Source organism: Rhizobium sp. CIAT894 (genome assembly GCF_000172795.2).
Classification (GTDB): domain Bacteria; phylum Pseudomonadota; class Alphaproteobacteria; order Rhizobiales; family Rhizobiaceae; genus Rhizobium.
Genome location: NZ_CP020947.1, coordinates 1,053,080 through 1,077,580 on the forward strand (window position 1 = coordinate 1,053,080; position 24,501 = coordinate 1,077,580).

Consider the following 24,501-nt stretch of genomic DNA (forward strand, 5'->3'; position numbering starts at 1 on the left):
CTTCTCTGCAGGCCTAAAGAAGGACTCCCGCCGTGCAACACAATCTGATGACGTCTAGAAAATTCGCGCCGCTGTTCTGGACCCAGTTCCTCACGGCCTTCAACGACAATTTTCTGAAGAACACGCTGGTGTTCCTCATTCTCTTCAAGATGTCGGCGAACGAGGGTGCCGCCCTGGTGACGCTCGCCGGCGTCATTCTCATCGTGCCCTTCCTGCTCTTGTCGGCGCTCGGCGGCGAGCTGGCCGACAAGCATGACAAGGCGAAGGTCGCCGAACTGCTGAAACGATGCGAGATCGGCATTGCCGCACTCGCCGTCGTCGGCCTCGGCTTCTCCTCCATTTTTGTGCTGATGGCGGCGCTCTTCGGCTTCGGCGTCATCTCGGCGCTGTTCGGGCCGATCAAATACGGCATCCTGCCCGATCATCTCGAGCGCCGCGACCTGCCGAAGGCCAATGCCTGGATCGAGGGCGGCACCTTCATCGCCATCCTCGCCGGCACGATCATCGCTGCGCTCGCCTTCTCCAGCGGCGACAATGTGCTGCTGTTCGGCTCGATGATGATGGGGCTGTCGCTGCTCTGCTGGCTGGCGAGCCGGATGATCCCGGCCACCGGTTCCAAGGCGCCGGATCTGGAGATCGACCGCAATGTCATCCGCTCCAGCTACACCCTCGTCATGGAAATCCGCGCCGACAAGCGGCTGTGGCGCTCGGCGCTGATGAACTGCTGGTTCTGGCTGGTCGGCGCCTTCGTGCTGTCGATCCTGCCGACCATGGTGACCGAGCTGCTCGGCGGCTCCGAACTCGTCGTTCCCGCCTATCTCACCGTCTTCGCCATTGCCGTCGCCGTCGGCTCGGCCATTGCCGCCTGGATGTCGTCCGGCCGCATCGTGCTGCTGCCGGCCCCTGTCGGCACGGCGCTGCTCGGCCTCTTCAGCCTCGATCTCGCCTGGAACCTCTGGGGCCTGCATTCCGCCGCCCACGCGACGACGATCCTCGCTTTCTTCGCCGGTGAAAATACCATCCGCGTCGCCATCGATCTCGCCGGCATGGCAATCTCTGGCGCCTTCATCGCCGTTCCGACCTTTGCCGCCCTGCAGACCTGGGCGCATGAGGACCGCCGCGCCCGCGTCATCGGCGCCGCCAATGTGCTCTCGGCGCTGTTCATCACCGTCGGCCTCGGCCTCGTCGCCCTCATCCAGGCGCTCGGCGCGTCCATCCCTCAGATCCTGATCGGCCTCGGCATCCTCAATTTTGCCGTCGCCTGGCTGATGTTGAAGACGCTGCCGACCAATGCCTTCCGCGATTTCATCTCGATCCTGTTCCGCGCCTTCATGCGCCTCGAGGTCGAGGGCCTCGAGAATATCAAGAAGGCCGGCCGCGCGCCGATCATTGCACTGAACCATGTCAGCCTGCTCGACGGCGCCCTGGCGCTCGCCATCACCGAGGAGGAGCCGGTCTTTGCCGTCGATTACAAGATCGCCCAGGCCTGGTGGGTGCGGCCGTTCCTGAAAATGTGCAAATTCCTGCCGCTCGACCCCACAAAGCCGATGGCGACGCGCTCGCTGATCAAGGTGGTGCAGGACGGCAGCCCGATCGGCATCTTCCCCGAGGGCCGTCTGACGGTGACGGGAACGCTGATGAAGGTCTATGATGGCGCCGCCATGGTCGCCGACAAAACCGGCTCGATGGTCGTGCCGGTCAAGATCGACGGGCTGGAGAAGAGCTATCTCTCCTATCTCGGCGACGGCAAGATCCGCCGCCGGCTGTTCCCCAAGGTCAAGGTCACCATTCTCGAGCCGGTGAAGCTCGAAGTGCCGGCCGAACTGAAGGGCCGCAAGCGCCGCACGGCGGCGGGTGCTGCGCTCTATCAGGTGATGTCGAACCTGCTGTTCGAAACCGCCGATACCTCGTCCACCGTGCTCGGCCGCGTCATTCAGGCGGCGCAGGAATTCGGCATGAAAAAACTCGCCGTCGAGGATCCGGTCACCGGCAGCCTCACCTATGGCAAGCTGCTCACCGGTGCCGCCGTGCTCGGCGCAAAATTCCGCGCCCGCTTCGCGGAGGCAAACATCGGCGTCATGCTGCCGAATGCCAATGGCGCCGCCGCCACCATTCTCGGCGTCATGAGCGCGGGCAAGGTGCCGGCCATGCTGAACTTCACCGCCGGCGCCGCCAATATCCTCTCCGCCTGCAAGGCGGCCGAGGTGAAACATGTGCTGACCTCGCGCGCCTTCGTCGCCCAGGCCAAGCTCGGCCCGGTCGTCGAGGAACTGGAAAAGCAGGTGACGATCGTCTGGCTCGATGATGTGAGGGCCGAGCTCGGCGCGCTGGACAAGATCCGCGGTCTCCTGCGCAAGGGGCGGCCGCTGGTGAAGCGCCGGCCGGATGATCCGGCCGTCATCCTCTTCACCTCGGGTTCGGAAGGCACGCCGAAGGGCGTCGTGCTCTCCCACCGCAACATCCTGTCGAACGCCGCCCAGGCCGCCGCCCGCATCGATTTCCACAGCGGCGACAAGGTGTTCAACATCCTGCCGGTCTTCCATTCCTTCGGGCTGACGGCCGGCACCGTGCTGCCGCTAATTTCAGGCGTGCCGGTCTATTTCTATCCCTCGCCGCTGCATTACCGCATCGTGCCGGAGCTGATCTATGTCTCCAACGCCACAATCATCTTCGGCACCGATACCTTCCTCAACGGTTATGCCAGGACCGCGCATCCCTACGACTTCCGCTCGATCCGCTATATCTTCTCCGGCGCCGAGCCGGTGAAGGCTTCGACCCGCCACACCTATATGGAAAAATTCGGCCTGCGCATCTTGGAAGGCTACGGCGTCACCGAGACCGCGCCTGTTATTTCCATCAACACACCGATGTACAACCGCTCCGGCACGGTCGGCAAAATCCTGCCGGGCATGGAATGGAAGCTCGAACCGGTGCCCGGCATCGATGAGGGCGGCCGGCTGCATGTGCGCGGTGCCAATGTCATGGCAGGCTACCTCCGTGCCGAAAAGCCCGGCGTGCTGGAGCCGCTCGCCGACGGCTGGCACGACACCGGCGATATCGTCACCATCGACGAGGACGGCTTCGTCAAGATCCGCGGCCGCGCCAAACGCTTCGCCAAGATCGGCGGCGAAATGATCTCGCTCGCCGCCGTCGAAACGCTCGCCGCCGAGCTCTGGCCGGGCGCGCTCTCGGTCGTCTCCTCGCTGCCCGACCCCAAAAAGGGCGAACGCCTGGTGCTGCTCACCGAAGCCGAAACCGCCACCCGCGCCGAATTCCTCGCCTTCGCCAAGTCGAGGGGCGCCATGGACATGATGGTGCCGGCCGAGGTCAATATCGGCAAGGTCCCGGTGCTCGGCTCCGGCAAGGTGGATTTCGTCGCGGCGCGCAAGCTGGCGGAGAGCGTAGCTGAGAAGGGGGAGGCGGCGTAGGCGAGCTTGGGCGGAGGAGCACCACCTCTCCTCCGTCATCCCAGGGCTTGACCCTGGGATCCATGCGGCTGGCACCGAGGGAGCAGCGATGGCGTCTGGGGAACAATCGAAAGCCGCGGGCCTGGTTGTGGATCCCAGGGTCAAGCCCTGGGATGACGGAGTGTGGGATTGGCGTTCTCGCCAAACGCAGCGGCGATGCAGCTTGCGGCGCCGCGCTTGCCGCAGCTTCATCGCGCCCGGCGCGGCTCGCGGGCTCCGGCACCACCTCTGCTCCATCCGCCCGCTGCCTTCTCTCCTCTCGCAGCCCCGCACCGCCCCTCCACCGTCAACCCGGCACCTCTCTCCCGCCATCCAGGCACACCTTTCTGCCGTCCATCCGGCACCACCTCTTCCCCGCCATTCAGGCACCACCTCTCCTCCGTCATCCCAGGGCTTGACCCTGGGATCCACGCGGCTCGCACCGGGTGGGCAGCGCTGGCGTCTGGGGAACAATTGAAAGCCGCGGGCTTGGTTGTGGATCCCAGGGTCGAGCCCTGGGATGACGGAGTGTGGGGTTGGCGTTCTCGCCAAACGCAGCGGCGACGCAGCTTGCGCTCGCCCAGGCTCCGTCGTCCTCGGGCTTGACCCGTGGCCGCAAGCACTGCGTTCGCATCACCACAGCGTAAGATAGAGATCATCCCACTCGGGATTCATCGCCGCGACCAGATCGATCTTCCATTGCCGGTGCCAGCGTTTCAGCGACTTCTCGCGCTGGATCGCACTGCCGATATCCCAATGCTCCTCATACCAGACGAGGCGGGTGCATCCGTATTTCCAGGCAAAGCCGGGCGTCAGCCCCTCGCGATGCTCATAGATGCGGCGCTCCAGATCGGATGTCACGCCGACATAGAGCGTGCCGTTTTTCTGGTTGGTGACGATGTAGACATAGCCCGCCATGCCGGCAGAGTGCTTGGTTGTGGATCCCAGGGTCAAGCCCTGGGATGACGGAGGGTGGGGAGGGCGCCGGGCAAGAGGTGAGACGTTTGGGGAATTCCAGCAAAATGCGCAGGCGGCTCGGAAATTGCGCAAAGACGGCTTTCCAACAAAATCAGCGCTGCACTTGCGGTCCTTGCTCCACAGGCTCCCCCACCCTCCGTCATCCCAGGGCTTGACCCTGGGATCCATGCGGTTGGGGCGCTCCGTTTCTGTCGGACTGACAAGGCGATTGGCCTAGCTGTCTGACGAGGAGAAGAAACACACCTTGCGAACAGAGGGATCGCGGCATGTCCCTTCTCCCCTGGAGAAGGCGGCGGCAGCCGGATCAGGGCTGGCCGCCTGCTCCTGAACTGTCAAAGCGCGGCTTTGACTTTCTCGGCGACATCGGTCGGAACCCATTGCGACCAGACGCTCTCGTCCTGCTGGAGGAAGCGCTTGGCGCCGTCTTCGCCGGTGCCCTGGTTTTCGGTTTCCCAGGCCATGATCTTGCCGACCGTGTCGTTGCTCCAGCCGCGCTTGTTGAAATAGGCGATGACTTCGGGGCTGGTGCGGTCGGCGAACTTCTTGGTGAGAACGGTCATCACCTTGTCGACCGGCCAGTCGGCGACCTTCGGGTCGGGGCAGGCGAGGTTGGTAATGCAGCGCTTCCATTCGACGGGATCGGCCGCACCGTTCTGCTTGAGCTTCACCAGCTGATATTTGCCGAGCAGCGCCGTCGGCGCCCAGTAATAGGTGATGAAGCCTTGCTTGCGTTCATAGGCCTTGCCGATGGCGCCATCGAGGCCGGCCGCCGAACCCGGGTTCATCAGCGTGAAACCCTTGTCGGCGGCCTTATAGGCCTTGAACAGCTGCGTCGTGACCACAGTCGCGCCCCAGCCTTCGGCGCCGTTGAAGACCACGCCCTTGCTCGGGTCCTCCTGATCGGGGAAGAGGTCGGGATGGGCAAGCGCATCCTCGACGGTCTTGATCTCGGGATGGGCGTCGGCGACATATTTCGGGATCCACCAGCCCTGGATGCCGCCATCGGGAAGGGCCGGGGCGCCGAAGACGATCTTGCCTTCCTTCACGCCGCGCGGAACGATCTCCGGCAGCAGGTCGACCCACGTCTCGGACGAGACGTCGGGTTCGCTCTTTTCCACCATTGACGTGGTGGTCGGCACCGTGTCGCCGGGAACGGTCTCGACATGGCAGCCATAGCCGTTCTCCAGGATGAACTTGTCGACGAAGGTCAGGACTTCGGCGCTCTGCGCATTGTGCACGGCGAGCACGACATCGCCGCATTCGGCCGCGTGGGACAGCGATGCGCCGCCGGCAAGGCCGGCCAGCAGACATGTGGATGCAAGCAGTTTTTTCATTTTCGTTCCCTCTTTTTTGCGGCGTCGGATAGGACAGGGCGCCGCGTTTCCTGTTTAGACGTAGCTGGCCACCGGCTCGCCGAGCACTTCGAGGCGCGGGATAATGCCGAGGCCGGGGGCGGCGGGTGCGGTGACGCGGCCGTTGCGCACGGTAAAATCGCCGTCGGCGGTCTTGATCGCGACGATGTCGCGGCATTCGAGCACGCAGCGCAGGTTCTTTTCCGGCACCGTCTGGCCGAGATGGACGATCGCCGCGAAGGCGATGTCCGAGCCCGTGGTTTCCTGGACGCTGACGGTGTAGCCGGCGGCGACCGAAATATCGCGATGCCGGCGGCCGCGGGTCAGCCCGCCATTCTTGGAGATCTTCAGGCCGATGCCTTCGGCGGCGTCGTCACTGATGAGCTGGGCAATCGCCGCATCATCCGTCGCCAATTCGTCGAAGATGATCGGCACATCGGTGCGCCGGCGCAGCGACAGGCATTCACGCCAGGTGGCGCAGGGGGCTTCGAGCACGAAATCGAGCCCGGCCGGCAACAGCCGCAGCATGCGAAGCGCGGTTTCCACAGTCATGCCGCCATTGGCATCGACGATGAAGAATTCGCCGGGCCGCTTGTCGGCGAGCGAGGCGGCAATCCGGGCGGCATCGACGGCCGGCTCGTCGCCGATCTTGACCGAATGGGCGATGTAACCGAGCTGACGATGCTCGGCCACGCGCCGGCGCATATCGTCCGGATCGCCCATATAAATCGACGAAATGACCGGCATTTTCACATCGGTGCGCCCGCCGAGCAGCTCGCAGACGGGCAGGCCGACCGATTTGCCGAAGAGATCCCAGCAGGCGACGTCGAGCGCCGTCTTGGCATGGAGATGCCCGACCAGCGCATGGTCCATGGCGTCGTTGATGCGATCGACGCGGCGGGGATCGAGCCCGATCAGACCAGGCGCGATCTCGGCGATGCCTGCGCGCACGCCGAGCGCGTGCGAGGCGATATAGGTCGAGCCGAACGGCGTGCTCTCGCCCCAGCCCTCCAGCCCGTTCTGCGTGGTGATCCTGACGATCGTCGCGTCGAAGCTTCTATATTCCCGTCCGCCCGACAGCCGGTAGACGCCGCCCCGGTAGGGCAGATCGACCTTGAAGACATCGATTTCTTCGATTTTGAGTTCGCTCATTTGGGCTCTTCTATTCTGGGATGACTTCTATTCTGGGATGACGAGGACGAGCTTGCCGGCGATGCGCTTCGACAGGAAATCCCGCTGCGCCTCGACGATCTCGCTCAAGGGGTAGCTCTTGCCGACGAGCGGCCTGAATTCGCCGCGCTCGACATAGGAGACGAGGCTTTCGAAAACGACGTCCTCCTGGAAGGTGCAGCCGAAGAAGGTCAGGTCCTTGAGATAGAGCGTTCTGACGTCGAGCTCGACGATCGGCCCGGCAATGGCGCCGGCAACGGCGTAGCGCCCGCCCTTTTTCAAGACGTCGAGCAGTGCGCCGAAGGAGGGTCCGGCGGCCACATCGAGGACGACGTCGACCGTCTCCCGGCCGAGCCCGGCGACGATGCTTTCGCCGCGCGCAAGCACCGTGTCGGCACCGATCGCCAGCAATTGCCCGGCCTTGTCGGGACTTGCGATCGCCGTAACGGTGGCGCCGCGGCGCTTCGCCAGCTGGATCGCCGCCGAGCCGACGCCGCCGGAAGCGCCGGCGATCAGGACGTGTTCGCCGGCGCCGACGGCTGCGCGGTGCAGCATGCCTTCGGCGGTGGAATAGGCGCAGGGCAGCGACGCCAGCTCGACATCGCTCCAATCGCAATCGACCCTGTATGTCTCGCGCGCCGGCGCCACCGCATATTGGGCAAAGCCGCCATCGCATTCCGAGCCGAAGGTCCAGCATTCGAAGGGGCGATAATCGACATGGGAGCGCAGCATGTTGCGCACCAGCACTCGCTCGCCGATCCTGATGGGATCGACACCTTCCCCGACATCGACGATACGCCCGCAGCAATCGGCCCCCTGGATGCGCGGAAAGGCGAGTGGCACGCCGGACCAGCTGGCGTCGGCGTCCTGTGCCGACTGGAAACCGGCCGCCCCGCCGCTTTCCGTGCCTGTTGTCACCGCCTTGGAGTACCAGCCGATGCGGGTATTGATATCGGTGTTGTTGATGCCGGCCGCGGCGACGCGGATCAGCACCTCGCCGGCTTTGGCCCGGGGAAGCGGAATGTCCTCGCGATATTCGAGTTTCTCGAAACCGCCATGGCCGGTGAGGAGAACGCCCTTCATCCGCTCGGGCAGCCCTTGGACGGCCTGTTTCGACCTTGATATCACGATGTTCATGCCTGTTCGGGACCTCGAAAATAGCGTCGCCCAACGCGCGGCCGGGCACCGGACGGGCGTCTTTTCCTCGCGACATGCTGTCTATGGGTCTTATGAAAGCGGCAGGCAGGCCTTGAAGACAAGACTCATAAAAATCCGCCATGTGTTGAGCTGAACTCAAGACGGGGTGGTCTGCATGCGTTATCATGACGGAAATATCAACCCGCGCCCCCAGGCGCTGAGATGGGGAGAGGAGCAATGGTCCGTCGTTTCTATGGTCTGCCGTCGCTGACCGCCCTTGCCACCTTCGAAGCCTCCGCCCGGCACGGCAATTTCACCCTGGCGGCGGCCGAACTCAACGTCACCACGGGGGCCGTCAGCCGGCAGATCAAGTCGATCGAGCAGGAACTCGGCGTCGCCCTGTTCGTGCGCACCGGCAAAGGGGTGATGCTGACCGCGCCGGCCGAGGAGCTGCACCGGGCGCTGGCAAGCGGTTTCAGCAGGGCGTCCGAGGTGGTCAATTCGATCAGGCAGGGAGATAGCGCCCGCAACGTCACGATTGCCTGCAGCGAAGTGTTCGGGTCGATGTGGCTCATTCCCCGCATGCCGGATTTCTGGCGGCGCTTCACCGATATATCGGTCGATCACCTGATCGGCGACAACTTCAAGGTTTTCCGCCGATCGGAGCTGGAGCTGCGCATCCGCTACGGATCGGGCAAATGGATCGACGAGACGGCGGAATTGCTGTTCGACGATTGTCTCTATCCGGTCTGCAGCCCCGGTTTCGCCGAACGGCACGCGGGTGCCGCCGCCGCCGATCTTGCCGACCTGCCGCTGTTGAATGTCGAGTGGGTCGAGCCCGGCTGGACCGGCTGGGAAGAGGTGCTGTTGCGCGGTGGCGTACCCTATCGCGCTGTCAGCGGCAGACGCTTCGGCAAGTTCAGCGTGGCGCTGCAGGCGGCGATGGCCGACCAAGGCCTGGTCGTCGGCTGGCACCGCCTGGTCGGGCCGCTTGTGGAAAAGGGGGATCTGGTGCGTTTCACCGATCTCGTCGTTCCCGATCCGGGAGCCTATTACCTCACCTGGAACAACACCCGCGATCTCCCTGCCGCTGCGCTGGCGCTGCGCGACTGGATCAGGATGCTCGCCGAGGAGGAAAGACGCGCGCCGATGCCTTTGATGCGCCAGCTTCCCTGAAACCGTCCTGATGGCCGCTTTCTTCGCATGTGCGGCTTGAGCGCGCCACCGACGTCGCTGTTGCGACTGACGCTCCCCCACCCTCCGTCGTCCTCGGGCTTGACCCGAGGACCCATGCGGTTCGGCACCTCGCTTCCGTTGAAGTGGCAGACGATCGCCGAACAAATTCAAGCGGAGCGCTTGCGGCATGGATACTCGGGTCAAGCCCGAGTATGACGGAGTGTGGGGGTAGCGATGGGCAAGAGGTGAGACGTCTGGAGGAATTCCAGCAACATGCGTGGGCAGTCTTGCGTTGGGATCGGGTGAAATAACAGGCGACAATTCCGACAAATCACCACGCACTCGCGGTCCTTGCCGTACAGGCTCCCCCACCCTCCGTCGTCCTCGGGCTTGACCCGAGGACCCATGGCCACAAGCGCTGCGTGTTCTCGTAGCCTCGAGGCCGTGGCCTCAACCGGCGCAACAGTTTCATCCCGCCGGCGCCGCCACCGGCCTCTTCAGCCTGAGGCCGAGAACCAGCGGCACGGTGAGCGCATAGACGGCGACGACCGACAGCCAGATGGCGCCCGGCCATTGCTGCCGGACGATGAAATAGACGCTGGAGAAGCCAAGCGGCGCGATGATCGACGCGAGGCTGACGGCCGAGGCCAGCACGCCCTGGAATTGGCCCTGGCTGTTTTCATCGACCTGCCGGCTGGCGAGCGACTGCAGCGCCGGCACGCCGATGCCGCCGAGGGTGAAGACCGGCATGATCGCGAAGATCATCCAGCCCTGGCCGGCAAAGGCCATGACGGTGAGCGCGATCGAGACGCCGGCGACGCCCGTCAGGATGGCTCCGCGTTCGCCGAGCAGCCTGACCGCCGGCCCCGGCAGGAAGGCCTGGGCCAGAGCCTGGCAGAGACCGAAGGCGCCGAGCGACAGGCCGATCGACAGCCCGTCCCAGTGGAAGGCGTCGCTGCCCCAGAGCGCCCAGCAGGTGCCGTAGGCCTCGCCGGTGGCACTGAAGATGAAGAAGATGAGGATGACGGGCAGCAGGCTTTTGACCTCCAGCACCGAGCGCAGCGGCCTGAGCGGGTTGAGGGCCGCGAGATCGATCTTCTCGCGGCTGCCGGGGCGCGATTCCGGCAGAATGAACAAGGCAAGCAGCAGGTTGGCGCCGTTGAGCACGGCCGCCGCGATGAAGGGCAGCCGCAGCCAGTGATCGCCGAGCACGCCGCCGAGAACCGGGCCGACGATGAAGCCGAGCCCGAACATGGCGTTGAACAGGCCGAAGCGGCGGGCGCGCGTCTCCTCCGGGGAAATGTCGGTGATATAGGCAGTCGCCACCGACATGTTGGCACTGGTCAGCCCGGCGATGGCGCGGCCGAGAAACAGCGTCGCGAGATTGGGCGCGAAGGCGAGGAAGAGATAGTTGACGGCGGCGCCGGCGAGCGAAATCAGCAGCACCGGCCGGCGGCCGAGCCGGTCGCTCAGCGCCCCGAGCACCGGTGCGAAGAGGAACTGCATGACCGCGTAAAGAGCGGTCAGCGCGCCGATGGAGGGGGCGACGTTTTCGGCATGGGTGACATCGCGCAGCAGCGATGGCAGGATCGGGAAAATCAGGCCGATGCCGACGGCATCGAGAATGATGGCGGTGAAGATGACGATAAGGGATCTGGTCATGGTGCGTTCCGGGTCGACGCAAGCCTGCAGCGCCCGGCGGAACGGTTCCCGCCTTCATCAAAGCGAGAAACGATTCCAGCCTCTGTGACCGCGCCATCTCCCGGAAACACCAGGAGAATGGCTCGGCACGCCGATGGCTCACGATGACGCCTGACACTGTCAGGACTTTGGTTTCTGGGAGGTGCTGGCCGAACCATGGCTGAAGCGCATGGATGGCGTGTACTCGACCGCCTGGACGACCATTCGTCCACCTGTTTACTCCGCCACTGAGCGGATCAAGGGAGGCAGCCGCTTTTCGCGACGGGCAATTCATACGCCGGATGGCCGGGGGCGGCAAGTCTCTTTTGGGAAGGGCGGGGAGGCAGCCTTATGCAACCTCCTTCCGGGAGCAAAGGGCTGACCAAAACAAAACAGGCGGCACATCGGCCGCCTGTCTTTGCATCTCGGACAAACCGGCCGTTATTTCTGTTCGGGCGCCAGGAACTCGGCGCAATAGGACGGGCCGTCCACGCCGGGAATGTCGGCGACGGTGCGGATGTCGCGGATCGTGTAATCGGAGCTGGTGGTGATTTCGGCCTGGCAGCGCAGATAGGCGGTGCGGGCGGCGGAAATCTGCTTGCCGCGCTTGCCGTCGGCGCCTTCGGCATATTTTGCCGGAATGCGCACGGTCTTGTAGCCGCCGCGCCAGGTATAGACGGTGGTGGCGCCTTGCTCGCTATCGCTGATCGGCGGCCCGTAGGCGGCAAAGAAGATGCCGGCCGATTTGCCGACCCAGCGGGCCTCGATCGGATTGCCGGCGGAAGGAATGGTCGTGCATCCGGCAAGCCCAATTGCAAGCCCGGCCGCGGTCATCGTGCGGAATTTCATCGTGTCGTCCCTGATCTCTAGCGCATTGGCTGCGACGCCGCTTTTGCCGCGGCTTCGCCTGTCCCGTCGAGCCCTTTAGCGCGGAACCCGGCAAAAGAAAATTGCCCCTGTAGCACTTCCCGACGATTTGCTCCGGGTGTGTCTTTTTGCTGCAGCAGCGCATCGCCGGTTCTGTCATCAACCCGTCAAAAATTCCGCCGGTTTTTTGGAATTTGGTGCTTGTGCAACCGGATAGGCTGTTCTATAGAGGCGCCGCTGGTCACGGAGTGTAGCGCAGTCTGGTAGCGCACCACGTTCGGGACGTGGGGGTCGAGTGTTCGAATCACTCCACTCCGACCAGCTAGAAACCCCGCTTCGGCGGGGTTTTTCATGTCTGCTGATGTCAGCAAAAAAATTCACAGTATGTTCCCCGACCTCGGATCCGTCACGGTTTGCCTAAACGCCGTAACGCACGGGGTCTTCGCCGACTTCCGCCATGCCTTCGGCAAGGGTGGACATCAGCTGTTCACGGCGAGCCGGCCGCATCAATGACAGTCCGCGCGCGATGGCCTCACGCCACGACTGGCCGCGTTCCCACGCCTCGCAATAGGCGAGCGCAAGATCGGAATGGCGGCGGGTGGCGCCCATCGCTTCGAAGAGATGGGATGCCTGCTGCACGTCCTTTTCACGTTTGAGCGCGCCGTTGTCGTCGTTCTGTCTGCGCGAGGCGACGATCAGCTTGTGGACGGCGTAACGCTCCGGAGCGGGAACGTTGACCGTAACGCCGCTCTTGTGAAGGAGCACGGTCCTGATCGGGTTGTAGATGAGGTAATCGAGAAACCGAAGAGGCTCTGCGGAAATTCCCCCAAGCGCCGGCATATCGGCGGGCTTGTTCTGGTTGTCGTCGCTGCCGGTATTCGGCGTCAGGAACTCGACCTTGTAATTCCTCGAATTCACGAACTGGGTCGAGCGTGTCGGATGGTTGAGATGCGGCACCTCCCGGAAGGTCGGATCCAGCTTTTCGAGAACCTCTCGAATGGGCGGAATGCTGTCGCCGACCGCCGTCGAGATCGAATGAAACTGGGCGAAGCCGGCATCGCCCGTCTGCATCAGCGCGGTCGGCAGCCGAACGCCGAGCACGCCGGAATAGGTGTGGAAGGCCACGGTGCCGACGAGAACCGCGCGCAGGCGGAACAGTCCTGCATTGGCCAGCGCCTCGATGACGTCGCCGGTAAACCTGGGCGGCGCGTTCATGCCGCCTTCTCTTGTCAGAGTGGCCACCATGCGCCGCCGGTTTCTGAGATCGTCCTTGATCGCGCCGAATTCGCCGACCCTTTTCGTCACCTCCTCGTCGCTCTTCGGCCCGACATAGGAGCGTTTGACGCCGTCTTGGCCGGGAAGGTCGAAATACCAGTATTCCTTGCCCTTCACCGGGACGGAGACGAACCGACCCTCCAGCGGAAACTCGGCGACGAAGCTTCCATCCAGCGAACGCTGACCGAGCTCGGCCAGCATGGTCTGGTACATCAGGTCGATCTCGCGGACGGGCATGGATTCTCTCGCGTTATAACTTTCCTGCAAAAAGATTATAACCCCGATTTCCATCGGCGGAAAGCCCGGCCTTCTCCGTGGTTATAACTTTCTCGCAGAAAAGTTATAACGACACGCGATTGCACCGCAACGCGATGGCTTCGGCGCTTCCCGAACCAGCTTTATGCGCCGCGCTTTCGAATCAACCGGAACGAGTCCCAAAGTGATTCGTTGAGTCGCGTTCGGTGTGAGATACTGCGCCATGAGCAGGCGACGAAGCTTCAAACCGGTGAAGATCACCATCAATGGCAAGGTCAGGACGGTCTATAATGTCGTCCAGGCCGGCAACGCTTTGCTGAACGACTGGCCCGACCAGACGCCGGCGGCCAAGGTTGCCGAGCGGCTTGTGCTTGACGTCTTCAACGATGCCGCCGAGCCCGAGCAGGTGCGCCGGGCCTTCATTACCGCGGCCAAGGCGAGCGATATCAAATATAGTTCCTGATCGGTCGTGCTGGGCTAAGCTTGGGCTTACTTCCAAGATGCCTGCTCCTGATTGGCGAGGTCCTCGCTCTTGAACCGCGTCTCCATCCAGGCGGCGGTGACGACCGCGGCGAGGAAGCCGAAGGCGAGGCAGGTGATGGCCTGCTTGCGCCAGGAGATGAAGCTTACCGGCGCCGCGGTGAGGGGCTTTTCCGCGCAATCACCCGGCGGGCAGGCGCAGCCGGAAAAGGCCTTGACGATGCAATCGGCAGACATCTCCGCTCCCCTCAGGCGTAAAGCTGATCGTGATCGGTCATGCCCATAATCTCACGGGCATAGCGGTAATGCTCCTCGACGGAGGCGCGGGCGCCGCGCAGCCAAGAGGGGCCGCGGACCGCGTGTTCGGGACGGCGCAGGAAGGCGAAGCCGAGGGCGCCCATGCGCTGGGCCTCGATCGCCATATAGGCGCTGCAGTCGCTCATCCCCAGCACGCCGTTCCAGCGGACGTCGCGCTTGCTCTCCTCGGTCTCGATATTGCGGATGTGCTGCATCGCCCTGTCCTCTGCCTGCCGGGTCGGCTTGAGAGTGAAAGGTATATATAATACCCAATCGCGTCAATCGGAAAAGGTATAAAAAATACCTCAATGATTGACGAGGTACGAATCATAGGCGTATGTCTGGATGCAGTGATTGGGCGACCGGGTGCAACTCCCGAGCTGACGAAGCCCAGCGGCGCGGGAAGCGAAAGTCCTTAAGTGCGCTGTCAGAAAATCAGGACGAGGGCGAAGCGAACGGCCCCTCTGGCACGTGTCCCATCCCGGCTCCGGCCTTCAGGACCCTGGCCAATGCTCTCCCGGCTTCATGGGCTTTGCTCATGGGGTAGGGGGAAGCTTTGGCCGGAACCCTCCCTCACCAGCCTTCAGGAGCGAAGATAGAGAGATAGAAAACAAGCCTATCTTGGAGTCTGATGCTGCGAGAAAAACGGTAGGGCGCAACGAGATCGGAATCGCCGCCGCGGTGATCAGGCCCAGGCCTTGGGACCGCCGAATTTTCGATTCGTGGGTGAGGGCTGCCGAAGGATATTTCCCTCGGCAAGACGGGTGGTGTCCGGAGTTTCGCAATGTCTCGTTTCAAAGGAGGGTGCCCCGATGACCCTGAGTGATCCCGATCGCCGGATCGGGAGATCGGAGCGGGATCCTACAGGCCGTACATTTCGCGCGCGGCGCTGAAGGCCAGGAGAAGCACCGCTGATGTGACGATATAAAACCAAATTCTGCCGGCGCGCGACGAGGGGCGGATTATCTTGATTTCCTTGACAAATAAGGTTTATTGCAGCGTTTTTCCGAGTCCTACATCTCGATGATCGATCGGCGGACGCGGCCGACGATGGTGACGGCGCCCTGGAATTGCGGCGGCGGCACATCCTCGTAGGAGGCGGGCTGGAAGGGCGGGTCGTCGTTCGGGCGGTAGCGCTTGTAGGTGGCGGCCCCGGTTTCGTCGGCGACGACATAGAGCGCGTTCGGCGCCAGGCGCTTGTCGCGCAGGTTGACGAAGATGATCGAACCCGGCGGCGAGATCTTGTTCATAGAATTGCCTTCGACCTCGAGCGCGATCCATTCGCCATCGGGAAGATCGAGTGCGGCCACCGTCGGGAATTCCGAAAAGTCGGTGATCGGCGCCTGCTCGCTCAGCTGGCCGGCGCTGACCCAGGAGATCTTCGGCACGTCGGCGACGGAGACCGGCAGTTCATCCGGATCGAGCGCATTGCCGGTTCCGAACTGCAGCCAGTTGGGATTGACCTTGAAGGCGCGGGCATACTTCTTCGCATCGGCGATGCCGAAGCCGTTGCGGCCGGATTCATGCGCCTTGTAGACATTGACGTTCCAGCCGAGCCGATCGACGATCGCCTTCGGCCCGGCAAAGCCGGCGTTCTTCCTGGCCATGACCAGCCGCTTTGCGCGTTCTTCGCGCTCAAATTGTTCCTGATCTTTCAACATGATATAAATTATACCCTAAAAAAAGGTATATGTAATGCCCTATTGCGCTTGACAGATCGGGTATTAATTGTACCCTAATGCCCATGACACAGAACGAAATCATCCATAGCCGGGCCAGCCTTTCCCGCGAGATCCGGCGCTGCGGCGCCCGCTACAGCGGCTGCCCGATCTGCGCCAAGGCGCTGTCGATCGCCGAGGTGATCGAGCGCCACTGCGAGGCCTGCGACCGGCCGACAAGCCCCAAAGAGATGCTGGAGATCTTGCCCGGCGCCTCTGCCATCACCGATCCCGACGGCGTCACCCCTCCCTGACGGCGATCGGCGGCCGGCGTCGCTGCCCTCCCTCGGCGACGCCGGCCTCTTAATCCCCTGCTTCTGTGGCCCAACCCGTGTGCGCGGGAATAACGAGCCGCGCTCGAAATCGAAAAGAAGGATGAAACGATGAGCATCCCTGCCAAAACAGCCCCAGCGCAGCGCGAAGACGCCCGCATGAGCGCGCTCGAGCTCTTCCGCACCGGCCGGGACTATATCGAAATCTCGGCCATCCTCGGAATGTCGGTGCCGTCGGTGGAAAGCGAGATCCATCGGCTGCGAAGCGCCGAGAAGGGCGACACCGCGGGGCAGGTCCATGCCGGCGCGGAGCCTCGCCGGTTTCCCCGCCGCCCGCTCCAGCCGGGCATGCCGATCAATTTTGCCCGCGGGCGGCGGCGGGTTTGAGGCCGGCCCCCAGAAAAGGAAAACGCATGGCGAAGCAAACAAAGGCCAGGGAAACCGGGGACCGCGACATCATGGACATCCTCAGCCCGGTGCTGGGGGAGGAGCTGGCGGCGGCCGTCATCGAACATCGCAAGCGCACGCTGAGGCGGCCGCTGACGGCTTACGCAGCCCGGATCCAAGCCAGGGAATATCTGCTGACCGGCGATCCGGCCGGTGCTGCCGAAATGCAGATCTTCCGCGGCTGGCAGGCGATCAAATGCGACTGGTACCTCAAGGAGAAGGCGCGGGAGGCCCAGTCGATCAACAGCAGCACCAGAAGGACGACAGTCGATGCCGCAAGAGATTTCCTCTCCGGTGAAGATCATAGCGGGGATGCTTTCGGGTTTCCCGGCATCATCAGGCACTGATCCCGACATGCAGATCCGCGCCTATCTGCTGGCCATCGACGGCATCCCGCTGGAGGCGGTCTGGCAGGCCGCCAAACTCTTCATCTCCGGAAAGGTCAAGAACCATAACCGCGCCTTTGCCCCGAGCTGCGCCAGTTTTGCCGAGCAGTGCCGCCGTCAGCAGGCGGTAATCGAAGTGCAAAGCCGCCAGCGCCCCGAGCGGCCGCCCGAGACGCCGCAGCCGAAAGTCGCGGCCTACAAGATGCAGCTGCTGCGCGACGCGGCGAACGGCAGCCGCAACGCCCGGCGGGAACTGGCGAAGATGTTTCCCGACAACCCGATTATTGCAAAAGCCGCACGGCACGAGGAGGCATTGAGGTGAGAGGCCTATTCTGGACGGAAGACAAGATCGTCAAGGCGCAGACGCTCTGGCAGGAGGGGCTCTCGGCACGAGAGATCGCCAACCTGTTCGGATCGAAGAAGAACACCGTCATCAACATGGCGCGCCGCAACCGCGACAGGTTTCCCGCCAGGCAGGATGCCAGGCATGCGCCGCCCGAGACGCGTGAGGCGAAAGCGCCGATCCGCCATCCCGACCGGGTCACGCGGGTGACGCTGTCGGGTGCGCATGTGACGATGCCGCGCGTGCCCTGCATCGATGGGCCGGCGTCATGAGCCCCGCCATCAAGAGTCGGCCCATCAAGAACAACGTCACCCCGCGCGAAACCGAAATCATCGGCTGGATGGCGGCGGGAAAGACCGCCGCCGAGATCGGCACCATTCTCGGCATATCGCCGGTCACGGTGAACACGCACATCGCCAACGCCAAGGCGAGCCTCGGCGTTTTCAAGGATACCGCGCTCGTCGCCGCCGCTTTGCGCAACGGCATCATTCGATAGAAGGACAATCAGCATGGGTGGCAAAGCAGCCAAGGTTAAGACACAACGGGCAAACAAGGGCGCCGGCCGGCCGCGCAAGGAAAATGTCGAGCGGTTTCCCTGCGGCAAGATCAAGCCGTTCGAAACCGAGAAGGACAATATCAGCGTCGCGCTATCAGCCCGCCGCCGCATCCACGGCTTCGGCCGGACGGTGAGCGACGAGACGGTCAAAAGCCCGTTCGCCGGTTATACGCTGGGGCGCATGTTCCTCGACGGCCTGATCACCGCCGAGCAGCGCCAGGCCGGCGACGACTATGCCGAGGCGATGGCCCGCTACCACAAGACCACGGGCATCCCGGCCCCGAGCCCCAGGGCGCAATCGCTGTTCGCCGTCAAAGGCCACGAAGGCGAAGTCACCGAAAGCCTCGCCGACCGCGCCCGCAAGGCCAGCAACCGCATGATGGCCCTGCAGGCCATCCTGCTGCGCTGCCAGGACGGCCCGCAGGTCAGGAGCACGGTCTATAACGTCACGGTGATGGACTACGAACACCTGCGCCAGATGCCGCCGCAGCAATTGCTGTGGCTGCGGCGGGGGTTGATTGCGCTGCGCGCGGCGAGGGGTGGGTGATTGGGGCCACCTAGGTGTTTGATCCTAATATTATACTTTGTGTACCCAAGATGGAGGTGCTATGAATGAGTTTTGGCTGGAATCGTCGGCTTGTGAGGCAAATCTACCTGGACGAGGCAGGGACTTCGGCTAATGACACTCACGCTGTCGTGGCAGGGCCTGTTGTCCACGCAGATGACGTTCTTATCCCCCTTCAGACTCACATACATTCTCTAGTTGAAGAATTTATCCCCAAAGAAGACCATAACAGTTTTGGCGTATTCCATATGACTGACTTATGGAACAACGGGAAATATTTCAAAGACAAGAGTGTTTGGACTTGGGAAAAGAAAAAGCCAATTATTGATGCGCTTACAGACATTCCTAGACACTTTAAGCTGCCAATAGTGATGCAGTTCATTGAGCGTTCAAGTTTTGTAGAAGAGCATCCAGAACTCAAGGCTGGCGACGTTGATCTAGCTATTACGGCAATTGCGTTCTCAGCATGTGAGATGGTGGCTGAATCCCTGATGCGCTCGGTTTATCAAGATGAGATAGCTCAAATAATCGCCGAGGATAACGACCACACCAGAAAGTTAATTAAGGAGGCACATAATTCATTCCGTGATCCGAGGAAGTGGGCAGATAACGAAATGGGGACCGATATTTTCCCCTTCCGTCACATACAAAACGGCGTTCTTTTCGCCGCTAAGGGCGAATCCCCCGCACTGCAAGTTGCTGATATGTGCGCCTTTTTCATAAGGGGGCACCTTCGGGGCCAAAGGAATTCGGATCAGTACTACAATAAATTGAAACCTTGGATGTGTGTTTTTCCAAAAGGTGAGGCCGAATATTTTCCTAGTCTTCGTCCTTCGTATCCATTCGGTCCATTGGTGATGGTTTATGGAGAATGATTTTCCTCATGCTTCCTTCGAACTCAACATCTCTTTCATCTACTTCAAGCTCTAGGTGTTTTGTCGCTTCAGCCGGTGGAGCCAGAAGGGTGTCTGGGTGGCGTGTCTTCGAAGCGATGTCGGATGACAGTGATTTTGTATGTTCGAGGTCAAGCCGATAGAGCGCTCCGTCCGGCGAGAATGCCTTGGCTGCATTGTGCATCAGAGCAAGGGTCTTCCCGTTCGCCAGGGCATCGCCGGCCATCCATTGCCTGCGGCTGCGGCCATCGATCGCCCGCAAGAGCATGCCCTCCGGCGCACGTCCCTGAAGGAACAAGGCGCCATCGCGTGTCGGGATCGGCGCGGCGACAGGAACGCCCGTTTGCCGGAGATGGGTGAGAAAAGCCGTTTCGTTTTTGACGTCGGCTGGACCACGCGCGCGCTGATGCGAGAGGCGGAAGACATAGCGCTCGCTGTCTCCGCCAACGGCTAGATAAACGTCGTTCAGGCCGCGTTGAAGCAATCGGCAAGAGACCGGCCTGCCAGGGGATAATGCGGAGTGATGAACCGTTCGACCGCCTCGACCTGAGGAGTTGAATAGAGCGGATAAAGTCGAGCATGGGCGTTGTTCCAGGGCTTGGCGAGAAGGGCATTTCCTAGATTACGGGGAGTAAAGGCGGCGCTGGCGGCCGTCCGGGTTGCCAGTGCTTGTTTGCAGACGCTCGCAAGGTGTGAACCCGAAACCCCTCCCCAACCCCTCCCGACAAGGGGGAGGGACTAACGTGTGGCACCGCTGCAGATAACCTCCAACGCACCAATCCGTGGAACGGCAACACCGGCAAGGCCTCTTCTTTTAGTCGCCGCCGGGGACCGCAGCTTCCCTTGTGGGGAGGGGTTGGGGAGGGGGCTTGGCCGCCGGCGCCAACCGGACAGCCGGAACTCAAGGCCTGGGGATGACGGAGGGGGCGCGAGTGCCGCTGAAAGAATGCGACGCGCTGGTTTTGGCGTGTAACAGGAGCGGGCCGCACAGAGTATCGAAGTGCATGGCTGTGTTGTTACGCACCTCCGCACGGCCCATCATACTTACGATCGGCAAAGCTTCTTGTTCCCGAGACGATGGAAAAATTATCGTCATCCTTTCACCACCGAAAAGAACAGAAACCGCGGTGTGGTCGTCAAGCTCCGATAGGCCTGCGGGAGCAGCGTGGCGGCGCGGGGATCGGGCTGCGGTTCGCTGACGATATCGATCTGAAATCCGGCCGCCTTGAGGGCGTCGAACATGGCGTGCAGCGGCCGGTGCCAGAAACGCATGGCGATCTCCTGTCCGCCGCGCTGCCAGGTCTCGTCGAAGCTGTAGGTCTCGAAATAATTGTCGCGGCCGCTCGACGGGTGATCCATGAAGGGGTGGTGGGTGGAGAAAACCAGGCGGCCGCCTTGAGGCAGCAGCCGGTTGAATTCCCGGAGCGCGCCCGACCAGTCCGGCAGATAATGCAGGACGAGCGAGGCGAGGATCAGTTCGAACGCCTGATCCTCGAACGGCAATGCTTCGCCGAGATCCGCCTGCAGCAGGCGTGCGCGTCCTTCCAGGCGGCGTTGCGCGATCTGCAGCATGCCGGCGCTGGCATCGATCCCGGTCACCACGGCCCCGCGCTCGACAAGCGCTGCCGCATGCGCCCCGCCGCCGCATCCGGCATCGAGCACCGAAAGCCCGGCGACCGCGCCGGCCAAGGCAAGAATGGCCGGCCGCTCGTAATAGGCATTCCAGGCATTGGCCTCATTATCCGCGTCATAAGCGGCCGCGAAGGCGTCATAGTCATTCTCGGCCATGGTTTGCCTTTCCGGTGTCGGACGATTGCGTTGGGTCATGCATGTTTGGTTAAGGGGCAGCCGCACCATTTTTGCGAGAATCGCCGGCGAATGCAAGCTGATGCGGAGCGCATGGCGGCGCCACGGCCGAGAGGTCGTGCCGTGGCCGCCCCCCTCTGCCCTGCCGGACCCGGGGCGAGCCACGGGTCTCGCCCGTCCTTCGGACCCCCCACAGGTGGGGAGATTGGCTAGGCGCGATGGTTTCCCTAAACAACTGGTGTCACAGCAGGGCGAACCGGTAGAGGGACGGGAAGGTTTCGCCACTCGTGATCTCCCCACCTGTGGGGGAGATGCCCGGCAGGGCAGAGGGGGGCTTGAACGGCACATCGGCAGAAATGGGAGGACGGAGATCGGGGGCGCGGTTTCGCCAAACTCCCGGCTGAGGCTAAGCCTTGCCCAGGTGTTTCGGCCAGAATTCCTGATGCACTGTGGCGGCTTCGTCTTCGAGGTTCGTCGGGCCAACCACGGTGACGATGCGTGCGCCGGTTTGCAGCACCGCCCGGCTCGGCACGTTCAGGCCGACCCCTGCCATCTCGCCCAGCCGGGTTTCGGAGCACGCAAACACCATATGCCCGATGCCCGACCAGTAGATCGCCCCGGAGCACATCGCGCACGGCTCCGTGCTGGTGTAGAGCGTGCAGTCGGCGAGAAAACCGGTGTCGTAGTGCTGCGCCGCAGATTTAACCAGGTTCATCTCGGCGTGGTTGGTCATGTCGTGGCCGGTGAAGACGCTGTTTTCGGCGCGCAGGATGACCTCGCCATCCTTCACCAGCACCGAGCCGAATGGTTCGTCGCCGCGGTCCATCGCGGATCTCGAGAGCGCAATCGCCTCGCGTAAAAACAGCTCGTGATCTTCCATCAGAGTCTCCCCAAAGGTTAGAGCCGGACGATTTTGTCTTGAATCGGAGGGAATTCCAAGGGCTGCAAATCCGATTGACGATCGGCGGAGCGGATCGAGTGCAGACACCCGGACCTTACGAAAATGTATAATCCCGGCGAGGTCCCGGTGAGATTTGGGGCGCAGGCTTGGCGCCGTCATTGCCAAGTCGAGGCCAGTTCTCATGAATATGCGTGCCACACCTGCCGCCCTTCTGCCGGCGATCCATCCGGTCAGCCTGCGGCTCGATACCTATCTGATCAATCTCGACCGGGCGCCGTTGCGCCGGTTTCGCATGGAACGGCTGCTGACGGATTTTGGCCTTGCCTTCGAGCGGGTGGCGGCAGTCGATGGCGCGGGGCTGAGCCTGCCGCATCCGGGCTTCGACGAGGCGGCCTATCTCAGCCGGCACGGCCGCCGGCCGAACCCTTTCGAGATCGGCTGTTATCTGAGCCATGTCGAATGCGCCAGACGCTTCCTGGCCGGCCATGCCGAATTCGCGCTCGTTCTGGAAGACGATCTCGACTTCGACGACGATCTGACTGAGCTGCTCGAAGCCGCCCTCGAACACCATGAGCGTTGGGATATCCTGCGGCTCTCCACCGTCAATTCCGGGAAAAAGCACAGGGTGGAGACGCTGACGGCGTCGCGCTCGCTGGCCATCGCGCTGACCCGCGAGAAGGGGTCCGGCGCCTATCTCATCAACCGCAAGGCGGCAGGCTGGATTACCGGCGCGCTTTTGCCCATGCGCCTGCCCTATGATCTCGCCTTCGATCTGGAGTTCGATGCGGGGCTGAACGCCTGTTTCGTCGATCCGCTGCCGGTCAGCCAAAGGGCGGATGGCCATTCCCAGATCCAGGCGGGGCTTTCGGCCTACCGGCTTGGCCGCCGCCGGCCGTGGAGCGTCCTGCCCTATCGCACGGCGGCCGAGCTGCGCCGGTTTACGCGCCGCTTGCGCCGTCTTGCCGCCTTGCGCATGAGCATTCAGGACGTCTCCTCCGAGACCGGCGATTAGGACGTCTCGGAGAGGGCGTTCACCCCAGGTGAGCAGTTAGGACTGCTCACCCATGTGAGCGCTTAGGGGCGCTCATCCGGCATGAGCGGAAAGGCGATCGAGAGGGTGAGGCCGGGATGATTGTCGGCCATGCTGATCTCGGCTGAATGCAGGTCGGCGATCGCCTTGACGAGGCTGAGCCCGAGCCCGCTTCCGGGCGTCGTGCGGCTCTTGTCGAGCCGGTAGAGACGCCGGAAGACCTTGTCTCTTTCGCCGGCGGGAATGCCGGGGCCGGTATCGGCGACCGAGACGATGGCGCGGCCGCCCCGGCAGCGGAGCGCAACCGTGATATCGGTGCCGGCAGGGCAGTGGTTGATCGCATTCTCCACCAGGTTGGCGATCATCTGCGTCAGCAGATCGCGGTCGCCCCGGATGAGCGCCGGACAGCGCTCGGTGATCCTCAGCGATTTCAGCGCATCTTCGGCGACATCGGCATAGACCTCGGAAATGACGGCGAGCACAGCGTCGATATCGGTTGCCTGGAATCGTTCCTTGCGGGCGCCGGCCTCGATCTGCGAGATGCGCAGCAGCGCCTCGAAGGTGGCGTTGATCCGGTCGCTCTCGTGCCTCGCCTCGTCGAGAAGGGTCGAAACGTCAGCCTGCCGGTCATTTCCCGCCACTGCGGCATCGAGCGTCAGCCGCAGCCTGTTGAGCGGCGTTTTCAGATCATGGGCGATATCGGTGCTCACCTGCCGCATGCTCTCGACCAGGCTCTGCAGCCGCACCAGCGCCGCGTTGATCTGGATCGCCACCGTGTCGAGATCGTCGCCATTGCCGCTGATCGGAATGCGGGCGTCGAGCGCGCCGTGGGAGACGTCGTTCATGGTGAGGGCCACCCTGTCCAGCCGCGCCTGGGCGCGAAGGGCGAGAAAGACGCCGCCGCCGATCGCCGTCGCCACGACGATCGCTGCCGCCCATTCGAAACTGACCAGCACGATCCGCAGCATCTCGTCGACATCGTTGAAGTTTTCGCCGACCACCAGGCTGTAGGGGCCGATCGTCGATACCTGCATCCGGTAGCGTTCATGGCCCTTCAGCGCGACGTCGCGCGAGCGGACGGTATAGACGCCGTTCGGGATAGGCGGTGCGGCGAAATTGCCGGCGAGCTTTTTGCCGGCATGGTCGGTCAGCGAATAAAGCCCGTCCGAGGTCGACTGGAAGCTCGCATAATTGTTCAGCGTATTGACGAGATCCTGGGTGTCGCCCGGCTCGTAAGTCGAGACGATGAGCGAATTCATCTCGGTCAGCGACTGTTCGAGATCGCGGGAGAGGCCGAGGTCCAGCATGTGATAGATGACCGCGCCGCTCAGAAAGAAGGTGACGACGAAGAGCACGCCGAAGGTGACGGCAAGCCGGAACGGCGTGCTCCGGCGCAGGCTGGAGAAGGATGCCGAAAAGCGTGTGCGGTCGGGAAAAATCATCATGTTCTACAGCGCGTCGCATCAAACTT

Annotated in this window: 25 protein-coding genes, 1 tRNA gene and 1 pseudogene; 13 read left to right on the forward strand and 14 right to left on the reverse strand. The window is 62.9% G+C overall.

Features of this window, described 5'->3' with window-relative positions; translation table 11 throughout:
• Positions 1-32: 32 nt before the first annotated feature.
• Positions 33-3,428: an acyl-[ACP]--phospholipid O-acyltransferase gene (locus tag RHEC894_RS05175; protein ID WP_085736504.1), complete on the forward strand. Its 3,396-nt coding sequence runs from the start codon at positions 33-35 to the stop codon at positions 3,426-3,428.
• A 651-nt stretch (positions 3,429-4,079) separates the two neighbouring features.
• On the opposite strand, the gene RHEC894_RS05180 is transcribed toward RHEC894_RS05175, so the two are convergent.
• The 4 genes from RHEC894_RS05180 to RHEC894_RS05195 form a co-directional block, all read right to left on the reverse strand.
• The gene (locus tag RHEC894_RS05180; RefSeq protein ID WP_085736505.1) at positions 4,080-4,364 is read right to left on the reverse strand and encodes a GIY-YIG nuclease family protein; all 285 of its coding nucleotides are present in this window, start codon (positions 4,362-4,364) and stop codon (positions 4,080-4,082) included.
• 392 nt (positions 4,365-4,756) lie between these two features.
• Positions 4,757-5,758, reverse strand: coding sequence for a glycine betaine ABC transporter substrate-binding protein (locus tag RHEC894_RS05185; protein ID WP_085736506.1), 1,002 nt, complete (start codon positions 5,756-5,758; stop codon positions 4,757-4,759).
• A 54-nt stretch (positions 5,759-5,812) separates the two neighbouring features.
• Positions 5,813-6,928 (reverse strand): mandelate racemase/muconate lactonizing enzyme family protein, encoded by a 1,116-nt coding sequence (locus RHEC894_RS05190; RefSeq protein WP_085736507.1) that lies wholly within the window; start codon positions 6,926-6,928, stop codon positions 5,813-5,815.
• 27 nt (positions 6,929-6,955) lie between these two features.
• Positions 6,956-8,083 carry an alcohol dehydrogenase family protein gene (locus tag RHEC894_RS05195; RefSeq protein ID WP_085736508.1) on the reverse strand — a complete coding sequence of 376 codons (1,128 nt, stop codon included), beginning with the start codon at positions 8,081-8,083 and terminating at the stop codon, positions 6,956-6,958.
• A gap of 237 nt (positions 8,084-8,320) precedes the next feature.
• On the opposite strand from RHEC894_RS05195, the gene RHEC894_RS05200 reads away from it, so the two are divergent.
• The gene (locus RHEC894_RS05200; RefSeq protein WP_010069682.1) at positions 8,321-9,259 is read left to right on the forward strand and encodes a LysR substrate-binding domain-containing protein; all 939 of its coding nucleotides are present in this window, start codon (positions 8,321-8,323) and stop codon (positions 9,257-9,259) included.
• A gap of 468 nt (positions 9,260-9,727) precedes the next feature.
• Here the strand turns inward: RHEC894_RS05200 and RHEC894_RS05205 are convergent, their stop codons facing one another.
• A complete protein-coding gene (locus RHEC894_RS05205; protein ID WP_010069681.1) occupies positions 9,728-10,921 on the reverse strand; it encodes a TCR/Tet family MFS transporter in 1,194 nt (397 codons plus the stop codon).
• A 459-nt stretch (positions 10,922-11,380) separates the two neighbouring features.
• On the reverse strand, positions 11,381-11,788 hold the full coding sequence (locus tag RHEC894_RS05210) for a hypothetical protein (protein WP_085736509.1): 408 nt from the start codon (positions 11,786-11,788) through the stop codon (positions 11,381-11,383).
• A gap of 262 nt (positions 11,789-12,050) precedes the next feature.
• On the opposite strand from RHEC894_RS05210, the gene RHEC894_RS05215 reads away from it, so the two are divergent.
• Positions 12,051-12,127: transfer RNA gene (locus RHEC894_RS05215), tRNA-Pro, on the forward strand.
• 96 nt (positions 12,128-12,223) lie between these two features.
• Here the strand turns inward: RHEC894_RS05215 and RHEC894_RS05220 are convergent.
• Positions 12,224-13,318, reverse strand: coding sequence for a GSU2403 family nucleotidyltransferase fold protein (locus tag RHEC894_RS05220; protein WP_245339499.1), 1,095 nt, complete (start codon positions 13,316-13,318; stop codon positions 12,224-12,226).
• Positions 13,319-13,559: 241 nt separating this feature from the next.
• Between RHEC894_RS05220 and RHEC894_RS05225 the strand changes: the two genes are divergently transcribed.
• Positions 13,560-13,799 carry a DUF982 domain-containing protein gene (locus RHEC894_RS05225; RefSeq protein ID WP_010068417.1) on the forward strand — a complete coding sequence of 80 codons (240 nt, stop codon included), beginning with the start codon at positions 13,560-13,562 and terminating at the stop codon, positions 13,797-13,799.
• Between the two features lie 26 nt (positions 13,800-13,825).
• Here the strand turns inward: RHEC894_RS05225 and RHEC894_RS05230 are convergent, their stop codons facing one another.
• From RHEC894_RS05230 to RHEC894_RS05240, 3 genes are all read right to left on the reverse strand, one after another.
• Entirely contained in the window at positions 13,826-14,053 is a 228-nt protein-coding gene (locus RHEC894_RS05230; RefSeq protein ID WP_010068418.1) for a hypothetical protein, read from the reverse strand.
• Between the two features lie 11 nt (positions 14,054-14,064).
• Positions 14,065-14,328, reverse strand: coding sequence for a hypothetical protein (locus RHEC894_RS05235; protein WP_010068419.1), 264 nt, complete (start codon positions 14,326-14,328; stop codon positions 14,065-14,067).
• Between the two features lie 798 nt (positions 14,329-15,126).
• Positions 15,127-15,774: a S24 family peptidase gene (locus RHEC894_RS05240; protein WP_085736511.1), complete on the reverse strand. Its 648-nt coding sequence runs from the start codon at positions 15,772-15,774 to the stop codon at positions 15,127-15,129.
• A gap of 98 nt (positions 15,775-15,872) precedes the next feature.
• Between RHEC894_RS05240 and RHEC894_RS05245 the strand changes: the two genes are divergently transcribed.
• From RHEC894_RS05245 to RHEC894_RS05280, 8 genes are all read left to right on the forward strand, one after another.
• Positions 15,873-16,085: a hypothetical protein gene (locus RHEC894_RS05245; RefSeq protein WP_206427914.1), complete on the forward strand. Its 213-nt coding sequence runs from the start codon at positions 15,873-15,875 to the stop codon at positions 16,083-16,085.
• Between the two features lie 129 nt (positions 16,086-16,214).
• Complete coding sequence (locus RHEC894_RS05250) at positions 16,215-16,490, forward strand: RNA polymerase subunit sigma-70 (RefSeq protein ID WP_085736512.1); 276 nt, start codon at positions 16,215-16,217, stop codon at positions 16,488-16,490.
• Positions 16,491-16,516: 26 nt separating this feature from the next.
• Positions 16,517-16,897 carry a hypothetical protein gene (locus tag RHEC894_RS05255; protein ID WP_010066830.1) on the forward strand — a complete coding sequence of 127 codons (381 nt, stop codon included), beginning with the start codon at positions 16,517-16,519 and terminating at the stop codon, positions 16,895-16,897.
• Positions 16,863-17,258, forward strand: coding sequence for a hypothetical protein (locus RHEC894_RS05260; RefSeq protein ID WP_085736513.1), 396 nt, complete (start codon positions 16,863-16,865; stop codon positions 17,256-17,258). Before RHEC894_RS05255 ends, RHEC894_RS05260 begins: the two co-directional genes overlap by 35 nt.
• Complete coding sequence (locus tag RHEC894_RS05265; RefSeq protein WP_010066828.1) at positions 17,255-17,551, forward strand: GcrA family cell cycle regulator; 297 nt, start codon at positions 17,255-17,257, stop codon at positions 17,549-17,551. The genes RHEC894_RS05260 and RHEC894_RS05265 overlap by 4 nt, the downstream gene beginning before the upstream one ends.
• Positions 17,548-17,775: a helix-turn-helix transcriptional regulator gene (locus RHEC894_RS05270; RefSeq protein ID WP_085736514.1), complete on the forward strand. Its 228-nt coding sequence runs from the start codon at positions 17,548-17,550 to the stop codon at positions 17,773-17,775. Before RHEC894_RS05265 ends, RHEC894_RS05270 begins: the two co-directional genes overlap by 4 nt.
• A gap of 13 nt (positions 17,776-17,788) precedes the next feature.
• Positions 17,789-18,382, forward strand: a complete 594-nt coding sequence (locus RHEC894_RS05275; protein ID WP_085736515.1) for a hypothetical protein — start codon at positions 17,789-17,791, stop codon at positions 18,380-18,382.
• A 65-nt stretch (positions 18,383-18,447) separates the two neighbouring features.
• Positions 18,448-19,275 (forward strand): DUF3800 domain-containing protein, encoded by an 828-nt coding sequence (locus tag RHEC894_RS05280; RefSeq protein WP_085736516.1) that lies wholly within the window; start codon positions 18,448-18,450, stop codon positions 19,273-19,275.
• Positions 19,276-19,414: 139 nt separating this feature from the next.
• On the opposite strand, the pseudogene RHEC894_RS05285 reads toward RHEC894_RS05280, so the two are convergent.
• From RHEC894_RS05285 to RHEC894_RS05295, 3 genes and pseudogenes are all read right to left on the reverse strand, one after another.
• Positions 19,415-19,818: pseudogene (locus RHEC894_RS05285) on the reverse strand (phosphotransferase); the annotation flags it as partial.
• Positions 19,819-20,385: 567 nt separating this feature from the next.
• Entirely contained in the window at positions 20,386-21,081 is a 696-nt protein-coding gene (locus RHEC894_RS05290) for a class I SAM-dependent methyltransferase (protein ID WP_085736517.1), read from the reverse strand.
• 424 nt (positions 21,082-21,505) lie between these two features.
• A complete protein-coding gene (locus RHEC894_RS05295) occupies positions 21,506-21,979 on the reverse strand; it encodes a nucleoside deaminase (RefSeq protein WP_085736518.1) in 474 nt (157 codons plus the stop codon).
• Positions 21,980-22,181: 202 nt separating this feature from the next.
• On the opposite strand from RHEC894_RS05295, the gene RHEC894_RS05300 reads away from it, so the two are divergent.
• Positions 22,182-23,012, forward strand: a complete 831-nt coding sequence (locus tag RHEC894_RS05300; protein ID WP_010065665.1) for a glycosyltransferase family 25 protein — start codon at positions 22,182-22,184, stop codon at positions 23,010-23,012.
• A gap of 62 nt (positions 23,013-23,074) precedes the next feature.
• Here the strand turns inward: RHEC894_RS05300 and RHEC894_RS05305 are convergent, their stop codons facing one another.
• Positions 23,075-24,472, reverse strand: coding sequence for a HAMP domain-containing sensor histidine kinase (locus RHEC894_RS05305; protein WP_085738861.1), 1,398 nt, complete (start codon positions 24,470-24,472; stop codon positions 23,075-23,077).
• Positions 24,473-24,501 lie beyond the last annotated feature (29 nt).